General features: G+C 62.1%; 11 protein-coding genes and 1 pseudogene. 2 read left to right on the top strand and 10 right to left on the bottom strand.

All coding sequences use genetic code 11. The features are described from left to right. Positions 1-153: 153 nt before the first annotated feature. From HNQ83_RS12920 to HNQ83_RS12895, 6 genes are all read right to left on the bottom strand, one after another. Positions 154-1,095 carry an electron transfer flavoprotein subunit alpha/FixB family protein gene (locus tag HNQ83_RS12920; protein WP_175389320.1) on the bottom strand — a complete coding sequence of 314 codons (942 nt, stop codon included), beginning with the start codon at positions 1,093-1,095 and terminating at the stop codon, positions 154-156. Further along, the gene (locus tag HNQ83_RS12915) at positions 1,095-1,844 is read right to left on the bottom strand and encodes an electron transfer flavoprotein subunit beta/FixA family protein (RefSeq protein WP_175389319.1); all 750 of its coding nucleotides are present in this window, start codon (positions 1,842-1,844) and stop codon (positions 1,095-1,097) included. Before HNQ83_RS12915 ends, HNQ83_RS12920 begins: the two co-directional genes overlap by 1 nt. A 27-nt stretch (positions 1,845-1,871) precedes the next feature. Further along, entirely contained in the window at positions 1,872-2,735 is an 864-nt protein-coding gene (locus HNQ83_RS12910) for an MBL fold metallo-hydrolase (RefSeq protein ID WP_175389318.1), read from the bottom strand. 190 nt (positions 2,736-2,925) lie between these two features. After that, positions 2,926-3,351, bottom strand: coding sequence for a thioesterase family protein (locus tag HNQ83_RS12905; protein ID WP_175389317.1), 426 nt, complete (start codon positions 3,349-3,351; stop codon positions 2,926-2,928). 95 nt (positions 3,352-3,446) lie between these two features. Further along, a complete protein-coding gene (locus tag HNQ83_RS12900; protein ID WP_175389316.1) occupies positions 3,447-5,228 on the bottom strand; it encodes an acyl-CoA dehydrogenase C-terminal domain-containing protein in 1,782 nt (593 codons plus the stop codon). Next, positions 5,225-6,460, bottom strand: a complete 1,236-nt coding sequence (locus HNQ83_RS12895; protein ID WP_175389315.1) for a 3-hydroxyacyl-CoA dehydrogenase NAD-binding domain-containing protein — start codon at positions 6,458-6,460, stop codon at positions 5,225-5,227. The genes HNQ83_RS12900 and HNQ83_RS12895 overlap by 4 nt, the downstream gene beginning before the upstream one ends. Before the next feature lie 78 nt (positions 6,461-6,538). On the opposite strand from HNQ83_RS12895, the gene HNQ83_RS12890 reads away from it, so the two are divergent. After that, the gene (locus HNQ83_RS12890; protein WP_372241897.1) at positions 6,539-7,456 is read left to right on the top strand and encodes a LysR family transcriptional regulator; all 918 of its coding nucleotides are present in this window, start codon (positions 6,539-6,541) and stop codon (positions 7,454-7,456) included. A gap of 112 nt (positions 7,457-7,568) precedes the next feature. Here the strand turns inward: HNQ83_RS12890 and HNQ83_RS12885 are convergent, their stop codons facing one another. After that, on the bottom strand, positions 7,569-8,192 hold the full coding sequence (locus HNQ83_RS12885) for an NIPSNAP family protein (RefSeq protein WP_175389313.1): 624 nt from the start codon (positions 8,190-8,192) through the stop codon (positions 7,569-7,571). Between the two features lie 128 nt (positions 8,193-8,320). Next, a complete protein-coding gene (locus HNQ83_RS12880) occupies positions 8,321-9,337 on the bottom strand; it encodes a succinylglutamate desuccinylase/aspartoacylase family protein (RefSeq protein WP_175389312.1) in 1,017 nt (338 codons plus the stop codon). A 261-nt stretch (positions 9,338-9,598) separates the two neighbouring features. Here HNQ83_RS12880 and HNQ83_RS12875 point away from each other — a divergent pair. Continuing rightward, positions 9,599-10,135 (top strand): annotated as a pseudogene (locus HNQ83_RS12875) (TetR/AcrR family transcriptional regulator); the annotation flags it as partial. On the opposite strand, the gene HNQ83_RS31180 reads toward HNQ83_RS12875, so the two are convergent. Further along, entirely contained in the window at positions 10,091-11,095 is a 1,005-nt protein-coding gene (locus tag HNQ83_RS31180; protein ID WP_256668966.1) for a DMT family transporter, read from the bottom strand. The pseudogene HNQ83_RS12875 and the gene HNQ83_RS31180 overlap by 45 nt on opposite strands. Then, the gene (locus tag HNQ83_RS12870) at positions 11,095-11,793 is read right to left on the bottom strand and encodes an ABC transporter permease (RefSeq protein WP_175389310.1); all 699 of its coding nucleotides are present in this window, start codon (positions 11,791-11,793) and stop codon (positions 11,095-11,097) included. Before HNQ83_RS12870 ends, HNQ83_RS31180 begins: the two co-directional genes overlap by 1 nt. Between the last annotated feature and the right edge of the window lie 10 nt (positions 11,794-11,803).

Here is an 11,803-nt window from a genome sequence, read left to right as displayed (position 1 = left end):
AGGACCGGAGCGAGGGCATGCCGAGCCACAGCGAGGCACCGAACGACAGGGGCAAGAGCCCTTGGTTACTTGGGGCTCTTCCAAGTGACCCGCCGTAAGGGCGGAGCCGCCAGCAGCCATCACTCAAAAAATGGATATTCACACCATTCAAAATCAGACTAACCGCTCTAGCTCCGGCACAGCCTCAAACAAATCCCCCACCAACCCATAATCCGCCACCTGGAAAATCGGCGCCTCTTCGTCCTTGTTGATCGCCACGATCACCTTGGAGTCTTTCATCCCCGCCAGATGCTGGATTGCCCCGGAGATGCCGACAGCGATGTACAACTGTGGCGCGACGATCTTGCCGGTCTGCCCCACTTGCATGTCATTGGCGACAAAACCGGCGTCAACCGCCGCCCGCGAAGCGCCAACACCCGCACCGAGCTTGTCGGCCAGGGCATACAGGTGCTTGAAGTTGTCGCCGTTCTGCATGCCACGGCCACCGGACACGATGATCTTGGCGGCGGTCAGTTCGGGACGGTCGGACTTGGCCAGTTCTTCAGCCACGAAACGGGAAGTGCCCGTGTCGTAAACAGTGTCCACGCGTTCAACGCTGGCCGAGCCCCCGACAGCGGCAACCGGGTCGAAACCGGTGGCCCGCACCGTGATCACTTTCACCGCTGCATTCGATTGCACGGTGGCGATGGCATTGCCGGCGTAGATCGGCCGCTTGAAGGTATCGGCGCTTTCGACCGAGATGATCTCGGAAATCTGATCAACGTCCAGTTGCGCCGCCACCCGTGGCAGAAGGTTTTTGCCGTTGGACGTGGCCGGGGCCAGGACGTGGTTGTAGATCGAGTGCTGTTCGATCACCAGGCTCGCTACCAACGGGGCGACGTTCTCGGGGAGTTGATGGGCGTAGGCTGCGTTGTCGGCGACCAGCACCTTGGCCACGCCAGTGATCTGTGCGGCAGCTTCAGCCACGGCCCCCACGTCGGCTCCAACAACCAGCAGGTGAATGTCACCGCCGATCTTGCCGGCAGCGGCCACAGTGTTCAGTGTCGCCCCTGCCACTGTTTTGTTGTCGTGCTCAGCGATTACCAAAATAGTCATCAGATCACCTTCGCTTCGTTTTTCAGTTTCTCGACCAGTTCAGCCACCGACTTGACCTTGATCCCCGCGCTGCGTGCAGCCGGTGCTTCGACTTTCACGGTTTTGTTGGTGGACGCGATGGAAACGCCCAGTGCATCCGGGGTGACGGTTTCCAGCGGCTTCTTCTTGGCTTTCATGATGTTGGGCAGCGACGCGTAGCGCGGCTCGTTCAAACGCAGGTCGGTGGTGACGATGGCCGGCAGTTTCAGGGAAACGGTCTGGGCACCGCCGTCGACTTCCCGGGTCACGGCAACGCTGTCGCCGCTGATGTCGACGTTGGACGCGAACGTGCCCTGACCGTAGCCGCTCAATGCCGCGAGCATCTGCCCGGTCTGATTGTTGTCGCTGTCGATGGCTTGTTTGCCCAGGATCACCAGTTGCGGCTGTTCCTTGTCCACCACCGCCTTGAGCAACTTGGCAACCGCCAGGGAGCCCAGATCGTCAGCTGATTCGACGAGGATGGCGCGGTCGGCACCCAGTGCCAGGGCGGTACGCAGTTGCTCCTGTGCACCGGACGAGCCCACTGAGACCACCACAACCTCAGTGGCAATGCCTTGCTCCTTGAGGCGAACGGCTTCCTCGACGGCGATTTCGCAGAAAGGGTTCATCGCCATTTTCACGTTGGCGAGGTCGACGCCGGAACCATCCGCCTTGACGCGGACTTTGACGTTGTAGTCGACCACGCGTTTTACCGCAGCCATTACTTTCATTTGAGGGCTCCTATTGAGCAGGTTGTTTCAACTGTCCAGCCGATGCAGTGCGGCGTGATGATCGAAGGGTTGATAACGGTGTTGCTTGTCGCGGGCGATCTTGATCATCGCAACGCCGGGGTCGCGGGCCAGGAACAGCCGCCCACCTTGGGCAACCAGGTGGTCGAGCAGGCGTTCCTTTTCATCGATCAGGCCTTCCGGGTTGCGATCGAAAGCCGTCGTCAGATCGAGGGTGAGCCACTGCCTGGCGGGGACCAGGTCCCCGGCAAAGATGATCGGGCCACCCGGCATCTCGATTTCCGGCAGCAACTGCCCCGGGGTATAGCCATCGCTGACATGAAATCGCCAGCCTTCACCCAGCCAGTCGCTGGTGACGCCGTCCAGCAGATGCAGACGCCCGCTGCCTTGCAATTGGTTGATGACCTGCGGCACAAACAGCGCCCTGTCGCGCGGGTGGGGATGGCTGGCGCGCGTCCAGTGCTGGCGCCCGACCAGGTAACGCGCCGACGGGAACAACAGTCGGGGCGTGTCGCCGTCACTGATGGCCCGTCGCACGTCCGCCGCGAGCATCGCATGCAGATGGGTGAGCACCACGGCGTGGATCTGCCCTTCTTCCACTCCCAGACGGGCGAGGCTATCGAGCAGGCCAACCGCCGGACGCTGGCAGCGACAGGTACGCGCCAAGGGCGCCAACAGCGCATCGGTGCCGGCCATTACCAGAATATTCAGTCCGTTCTGCTGAACCAGCAGCGCACGGGACGCCAACTCGACTTCATTGTCGTAATCGGGGCTCAGCCACTCGACCCAGGCGCTGCGAGGCGTCGTACCAAACAGCGCGCCGCCATCGAGCTTGCGCGGCTTGCCTGTCACCGAAAATAGTTTGCGATACACCCGTTGCACCTCTCTGAACGCTGTCCACCCGATTGCCCGTAAAGGGGTTGGGGTATTCGGAGCTTATCCAAAGAAGGTCGTGCATGACCCTCCCTTGAATGGGTGGTCGGCACGTCCGAATGCACCCACCCTTTTTTGGGGTGGAGGGCTATGGGTGGAGCGTTTGTATGTCAAGCAGCCGCTTTCCCGGTCAGCAGAGCAATTCGCTCAGAGCCGCCCGCAGCGCTTGGGGAATCGGCACCGGGCGGTGACTGGCCCGCTCGACGAACACATGCACAAAGCGCCCGGCCGCACAGGCCTGCGGCTCCCCGGCCTTGAAGATGCCCAGTGAGTAATGCACCGAACTGTTACCCAACTTGCTCACCGCTAGCCCCACCTCGATCGGCTCGGGAAAGGCAATCGAGGCAAAATAGTCACAGCTGGAGCTGACCACGTAGGCGATCACATTGCCCTGATGGATATCCAGGCCACCGGATTCGATCAAGTAAGTGTTCACTGCACTGTCGAAGTAGCTGTAGTAGACGACGTTGTTGACGTGGCCATAGAGGTCGTTGTCGTGCCAGCGCGTGGTGATCGACTGGAAATGGCGAAAATCTTCGCGCAGGAATGTATCCATGGCAGGTGTCCCTTCATGAAAGCAAACCGCGCTGCCGATCGCCAAGGCATCGGCAGCGCGGTTTATTGAATCGATTGGGTGGATGGGCGCGGGGTTCAGAACGCGAAATCGGTCTCAGGCAGCGCCATCAGGCAACCGGCACCGGCCAGCAAGGCCTCGCGATGAGCAGTGGCCCGTGGCAACACCCGGCGCAGGTAGAACTCCGCCGATTGCAGCTTGGCCTGGTAGAACGCTGCTTCCCCGGTGCCCGCCGCCAGCGCTTCACTGGCGCGCACCGCCGCTTGCAACCACAACGCGGCCAACACGACATAGGCCGAGTAGGCGAGGAAATCCACCGACACTGCACCGATTTCCTCGGGATCGCGGTGGCAGGCTGCGAGCACCGACTGACCCAGCGCTCGCCATTCTTCCAGGCGCTGCCCGACCCGCTCGGCCATCTGCGGCTGAGCCGTTGACTGATTGACCTGAGCGGCCAGTTCGTCGATCAGTGCGTTGAGCTCGCGACCGCCATCACCCAGCAGCTTGCGGCGGATCAGGTCCAGGGCCTGGATACCATTGGTGCCTTCATAGAGCTGAGTGATACGGCTGTCGCGCATCAACTGCTCCATGCCCCACTCGCGGATGAAACCGTGGCCGCCGTATAACTGCACGCCAAGGCTGGCCACTTCCTGACCGCAATCGGTGAAAAACGCCTTGATGATCGGAATCAGGAAGGCGGCGCGACGGGTCGCCGCTTCACGCCCGGTCGCATCGCTGCCACCGTGCTCCAGATCCAGTTGCCGGGCACCATACGCCGCGAGCATGCGACAGCCTTCGCTGAGGGTTTTCTGGATCAACAGCATGCGCCGCACGTCCGGGTGGACGATGATCGGATCGGCCGGTTTATCCGGTGCCACGGGACCTGTGATCGCCCGTGACTGCAAGCGCTCGCGGGCATACGCCAGGCCGCCCTGGAACGCGGCTTCGGCGATGCCCAGGCCCTGCAGCCCGACCTGGAAACGTGCGTCGTTCATCATGGTGAACATGCAGGCCAGGCCCTGGTTCGGCTGACCGACCAGCCAACCGGTGGCGCCATCAAAGTTCATCACACAGGTGGAGGCGCCCTTGATGCCCATTTTGTGCTCCAGCGCGCCGCAGCTCAGGGCGTTGCGTTCGCCTGGCGCGCCATCGGCGTCGAGCAGCCGCTTGGGCACCAGGAACAGGCTGATGCCTTTGACACCGGGCGGTGCGTCGGGGAGTCGGGCCAGCACCAGATGAATGATGTTGTCACTCAGATCCTGCTCGCCGCCGCTGATGAAGATCTTGCTGCCGTTGAGCCGGTAGCTGCCATCAGCCTGGGGCTGGGCGCGGGTGCGCAGCAGCGCCAGGTCGGTCCCCGCCTGGGGCTCGGTGAGGCACATGGTGCCGGTCCACTCGCCGCTGACCAGGCGCGCCAGATAGCGCTCCTTGAGTTCGGCGCTACCGTGGCGATTGAGGGCCACGACCGTGCCTTCGGTCAATCCGGAGTAGACGCGGAACGACAATGAGGCGCTCATCAGCATTTCGTGGAAGCTCGCCGAAACCATTTGCGGCAAGCCCTGGCCACCGAACTCCACTGGCCCGGTCATGCTGGCCCAGCCTTGTTCGACGAACAGCTTATACGCCTCGGGGAAGCCCTCCGGGGTGGTCACTTGTCCATCCTGCAACTGACAGCCCTGCTCGTCGCTGTTGCGGTTGAGCGGTGCCACGACTTCGGTGCAAAACCGTGCGGCTTCTTCCAGTACACCGTCAATGGTGTCGCGATCCAGGCCGTTGTCCAATTGCTGACAATGCCCGGTCACGTCGAACAGTTCGTGCAGGACAAAACGCATATCGCGCAAAGGCGCCTGATAGTTCATGCCCGGCCCTCCACATCGGCAAACCCTTTGCCCGCCGCCACGCGTTCGGCAATCAGCGCCGCCGGTTTCCAGTGTTCGCCGAGTTTTTGCTGCAAGTCTTCCAGACGCTGTCGAATCGAGGCCAGGCCCTGGGCATCGGCCCAGCTCATCGGCCCGCCCACGGCGGCCGGGAAACCATAACCGTTGAGGTACACCAGATCGATGTCATGGCTGCTGGCGGCGATGTTTTCTTCAAGGATCTTCGCCCCTTCGTTGACCAGAGCCAGCAGGCTGCGCTCGACAATTTCCCGGTCATCGATTGCCCGGCGGTGATAGCCCAGATTGCTGGCGATGCGTTCGATCAGCGCATCGACCTCGGGGTCATGCCCGGCCTCGCGACTGCCTTCGGCGTATCGGTAATAGCCGCGACCGGCCTTCTGGCCGAAGCGCTCAAGGTCGCACAGGGCGTTGTCGACCTGCACGAGCGGACTGTCCATGCCCTGCCCGGCCAGTTGACGAGCACGCCATTCCAGGTCGACACCCACCACGTCGTACATGCGAAACGGTCCCATGGCGAAACCGAAGGCTTGCAGTGCGCCATCCACCTGCTGCGGCTGCGCGCCCTCAAGGAGCATTTTGCGAGCCTCGTCGGCGTAGGTCTTGAGCATGCGGTTGCCGATAAAGCCACGGCAGTTGCCGGCCACCACCGCCACCTTGCCCAGTCGTTGGCCCAACAGCGTGGCCTGCGCCAGCACAGCGGGTGAGGTCTGCGCGCCCCGGACGATCTCCAGCAGCTTCATGATGTGCGCCGGGCTGAAGAAATGCAGGCCCACGACCTGTTCAGGGCGCCGGGTGACAGCGGCAATGGCGTCGATATCCAGCGCCGAGGTGTTACTGGCCAGGATCGCGCCGGGCTTGAGGGTACCGTCCAGGAGGCGAAAGATTTCCTGTTTCAGCTCAAGATTCTCGTACACCGCCTCGATCACCAGATCGACGTCAGCCAGCGCCGCGTAACTGTCCACCGCCTGGATGCGGGCCAGGTTCTGCTCGGCTTGCTCTTCGCTGATGCGTCCCTTGACCACCTGATGGGCCCAGGTCTCGGCCGCCATTTTCAGGCCCGCCGTGACCATTTGCGCATTGGCGTCCAGCCACAACACTTCAATGCCGGCACTGGCCAGGCTGATGACGATGCCCCGGCCCATGGTCCCGGCGCCTACGACCGCCGCCTGTTTGATGTCGAATTCGTTGCTCACACCCACGCTCCCAAACTGAAAAGAAGGATTGCCGACACCCTAAGCAGCTGCCTACTATTTGAGAAATTTCATTTTCATATGCGTGATATTTGCGAAATGAATACAACCAACTTCGATCTCAACCTGCTGCGCATCCTCGACGTGTTGCTGCGCGAACAGAACGTCTCCCGCGCCGCCGAGCGCCTGGCCCTGAGCCAGCCCACCGTGAGCAACGCGCTGGCGCGCCTGCGCGAGTTGCTCGATGACCCGCTGCTGGTGCGCATCGGCCGTCGCATGCAACCGACGCCCAAGGCCCTCGCGCTGGAAGGCCCGATTCGCTCGGCGCTGCAACAGATCGAACAGACCCTCAAGGTCGACGACAGCTTCGACCCGCGCTCAAGTCGCCAGACGTTCCGCATTGCGATGACCGACTTCGTTGAACAGATCTGCATGCCGAGCCTGCTGCGGCGGTTACAGGACTTCGCGCCCAACCTGCGCCTGGACATCGCCCCACTGGCACCCAGCCTGCCGATTGATGCCCTGGACCGTGGACAACTTGACATGGTGCTGGGTCGTTTCGACGAAATCCCCGCGCGTTTCGCACGCCACCACTGGCGCAGCGAAACGTTGCAAATCGCCCTGCGCCAGGACCATCCGCTGGTCACGGGCACGCTGGACCTGGACACCTTCCTGCGCCTGCGCCATTTGTGGGTGCACGGCGGCCAGACACGCGGCATGGTCGATCAATGGCTGGGCGAGCAAGGGTTGTCGCGGCAAATCGTCTACACCACACCGAACTATTTGCAGGCGGCGCATCTGGTGGCGGCATCCGATCTTTGCGTGGTGTTGCCGACCCAACTGGCGCGCAACTTCGCGACGATGTTGCCGTTGCAACTGCATGATTTGCCGTTTGCGCTGGAAGCCTTCGAGCTGGACCTGGTGTACCTGGCACAGCGCGGACAGGACCCGGCGCTGGACTGGCTGGTGGGGGAAATTCTGCGGGTCGGTAAAAACTGATGATCCCCTATAGAGAGGGTCGTGAGCGATTACGCGTATACCCGATGCCCAGCGGCGCCCTCAGGTTTTTCGCGAGCAGCGCTCGCTCCTACAGGAGGGTTGCGGGCATCGGTTATTGCAACGGCGAAAACACGGCCGGCAAGTAAATCGTCGAACGCATGTCGCGCAGTTGCGGGCCGGAGTTTTCCGGTGGCCAGACGCCGTCCGCCACAGCCTGGGTCCGTACTTGCAAGCGCTGCTCCAACGTTGTCCACGGCCAGATGTGCAGGTAGCGCGGCAACGCGCCATCGGTGGCATAGAGCGCCGCGTACACCGGCGAGTACTGCTCCGCGGTGCGTGGCTCTATCGCCTTGGCCCAGCCATCGAGTGTCGGTTGCAACCCGGAACTGATCAGGTCGTACACGCGCATTTCATAAAACGCCCCGTGCTTGCCGGCGCTCAAGGGCTTGAGGAATGGAAACAGGCTGTAGTTTTCGATCCGCAGATCGGTGATGAACGCGTTGATACCGAACGCCGTGCCATCCAGCAAAAAGCGCTCGCGCTCGGCCTGCCGAGAACTTTCATCGGCAAATCCGCGCAGCACGGCGATCTGGTTCAACTGGCCGATCTCCGAGGCCCAGCACCCCATCAGGGTCCCGCCCACCTCCGGATCGGCCAGTGCCGTTTCAATGCACGCCAGTGCTTGTGCGACGGTGCGCACCCGTACCGTAAAGGTGATCAACTCAAACAACCGCATGACGTACCCCGACCTTGGACTGTGTAGCCGGTAGCCTAGGGCAGCGTGTTGCGGTGAGGTATTCGGACGATCACCCTCCATCACGGTAAATGCCGCAGTTCGCTAGGTAGTTTCTTTAGATTCACGACCTAGTTCGGGTCCAGCAACCCACCACTCCAGTTGCGCGACAAACGACTGCCCGTGAACTTCGCCACCCCCATGCCCTGGGAGATCAGGCGATCCCGATAGCGCGTGACCAGGCGGCCGGTTTGCTCGGCATGCAACACCACTTCCGAAGACGGGTCGCCCGGTCGGCGCAGGATGCGCGCAAAGCGCTGGCCTTCTTCGACGACATCGCCCAGTTCCTTTTCAAAGATCAGCACCCCGGGCTGCGGCGCGAGAATGGTCTCCATATGGCCCATTTCCACGGACTCCACGGTCCAGTCGAAGGGCGTTACCGCTTCATCGATGACGCCATAGGCACACAGCCAGGCATAGAGTCCCTCGGCATCCTGCCGGGCGAATCGATCGTTGACGTCGCCCTGCCCGCGCAGCTCCAGGGTCGCGGCCATGCGTTGGTCGGTCGTACCGTCACGCAGCCACGGCGCGATGATGGTTTCCTCGAAGGAGCCATCGTCGCCGTCATCCCAGATGATCGCCACGTCCATTTTCATGGCGGCCGCCAGCTCGCGGCCCCGGGGCCAGAAGCTGCGGTGAACGTAGAGGTAGGGCAAGGCTTCATCATCGGTGTGCAGATCGAGCATGACGTCTGCCGATGCCGCCAGTTGCACCAGTTGTTGTTGCCATTGCTGGACAACGGTTGAAGGTCGTTCCATCGCCGCCGACTGGTCGAAGCCGCGGTTGAAGTTGTGTCCGGTCGCATCGTGATAACGCCCCAGAATCCGTCCCTGACGAAACTGCCCGATACCCAGGGGATTGGCCTGCGGAACCACGGTCACGTTGCCCTTGAGCCGACCCGCGGACTCGGCCATCTCAAGACGCTGCATCAACAGGTGCAGGACGAGCATCCCGGCGATTTCATCGGCGTGCACCCCGGCCTGCAAATGCACCGTTGGCCCGTGGCCGTCGCCTTCAAAGCGCCAGGCACCGACCTGTACCGCATCGCCGTTATTGTTGCGAACGTTGAACGAAACATCCTGGACCATGCACCTACCCTCCCTTAATGACTGTCTGTGGCGAGGGGATTTATCCCCGTTCGGCTGCGAATCAGTCGTAAAGTCAGACAACTATGTTTGTTTGAACGGGCGCAGGGGGCCGCTTCGCAGCCCAACGGGGATAAATCCCCTCGCCACAACTTGGTGTGCACTGCGCCTTAAGTGAAGATCATTACCTCGCTGCCAAGACTGGAGATTGAACACACGTTCAACTAAGCTCGCCAACGTGGAACCGCACCCAAGGACTCTCCTGTGACCACTCCCTTGAAAAACCGCCGCACCGAACCCGACGAGCGCCGCGAATTGCTGGTGGCCGCCACCCTGCGCTGCCTGGTCCGCGATGGGCACGCCGGGATTTCCGTCAGGCGCATCGCCACCGAGGCCGGGGTGTCCGTCGGCCTGCTCAATCACCATTTCGGCAGCATCGATGCGCTGATCGCCGACACCTACCAGAAGCTCGCCAGCGAACTCACCACCGCCCTGCTCCATGAAATCCGCCAGGCCGGCACCCCGGCCGAAAAAATGGATGCTTTCCTGGTCGGTTCTTTTTCACCCCGGGTCATGGACCCGAAGCTGCTGGGGGCCTGGGTGGTGTTCTGGAGCCTGATCCGTCACTCCGAACACGTCAGCCAGTCCCACGAAAAAAGCTACGGGGCCTATCTCGATCTGCTGCGCCAGCTGCTCGATGACCTGGCGGCCAGCGAAGGGTTCGCGATTCACGACACCCGCCTCGCCGCCATCGGTTTATCGGCGATGCTCGACGGGCTCTGGATCGAGTGGTGCCTGAACCCCGAGACCTTCAGCCCGGCCAACGGCCTCCATATCTGCCGCTGCTGGATAAAGGGACTGCGACACGGAGCATTCGGCACCGACGACGTCCTGTGAGGGATGCCGGCCAAAGATCATCGCCAGGGTGCCGCTGACCGCGATCAAACCCGCACCGATCGTCAACGACACATCCATCAGCGTGCCCCAGATCAGGCTCGACAACAGGAACGCCCAGATCAGCCCGGTGTATTCGAACGGCGCCAACACCGTCGCCGTGGCGCGCCGGAAGCTGGCGAACAACAGGAACTGCCCCGCACCGCCCATCAGGCCCGCACCGAGCATGCCCAACCAGGCGGGCATCGGTGTCGGTGTGTGGGTCCAGGGCAACGCCACGGCCATGCAGATGACAAACACCACATTGGTGATCAGCATCTGTTCCAGCACCGAGGTCTGGTCATCCACCTGGCGCAGCTGGATGTAGGTAAACGCCCAGAACATTGCCGCCAGCAACGTCAGGACAATCGGCAAGGGCTCTGTCATGTGGGTGGGGCGACAGGCGATCACCACGCCGATAAAGCCGAGGATCAGGGCAAACCACTGCCAACCGGTGACGCGCTCCTTGAGAATGGCCGTCGCCAGCACCGTGACCATGATCGGTGCCGAGAAATACAGGGTGGTCATTTCCGCCAGTGTCAGGTCCCGGGCCGCCGTGTAGTACAGCAGCCACGCGGCAATCGACAGCAAGCCGCGCACCACCAGCAAACGGCGGCTCGGCGAGCGCCAGGCGCGCTGGATCAACTGCGTGCGCCCCGCGAGCACCACCGCAACCACCACCACGAGCGCACGCCAGAACAGGATGGTGAACACCGAATAATCGTCCACCAGCCACTTGATGCCCGCGTCCTGCAACGACAGGAACGCGTAGCCCAGGGTGCACAGGCCAATGCCCTGCAAGGTGCGATCAACCACGGGCTTGTTCATCATGCGGACCTGCGCACCGGCGTTCCGCGGCGTTCGGCAAGCGCGAACAACGCTTCGATCAGGAACGTCAGGCAGACGTAGACCCCGGCTACCAGCAACAAGGGTTCATAGACTTGCAGGGTCTGCGCCCGCACCACGTTGGCCGCGCCCAGCAGGTCGATGACCGCAATGGTCGAGGCCAGCGCCGTGGATTTGAGCAACATCACGGTTTCCCCGGCCAGGGTCGGCAACAGCAGGCGCAACGCTCGGGGCAAACGTACCCGCAACAACGCCTGGCGCGGCGTCATGCCAAAGGCCGAAGCGGCTTCCATTTCGCCCTTGGGCACGGCCAGCAGGCCGCCGCGAATCACTTCGCCGACATAGGCGCCGACCGAAACCACCAACGCGAAGACGATGTACCAGTAGCCATCGCGCAAATACGGCCAGAGAAAACTGCCGCGTATCAGCGGAAACTGCGCAAACAGGCTGCCCAGGCCGTAGTAGAAGATGTAGATCTGGATCAGCAGCGGTGTGCCGCGTGTCACGCTGGTATAGAACAGGCTGACCTTGGCGATCACTTTGTTTTTCGAGATCCGCGCCAGGGCGACCAGTACCGCCAGTACGAAACCCAGCACACTGGAAATCAACAGGATGGCAATGGTCGTTTGCAGCCCTCGGAGCAACAACGAGCCGTATTCTAGGGTCCACGCTGGAATCATTTCATTTACT

This window comes from Pseudomonas sp. C2B4, assembly GCF_013359695.1.
Taxonomy (GTDB): Bacteria; Pseudomonadota; Gammaproteobacteria; order Pseudomonadales; family Pseudomonadaceae; genus Aquipseudomonas.
The sequence above is the reverse complement of the archived record's forward strand: the minus strand, read 5'-3'. Positions and strand labels throughout refer to the sequence as shown.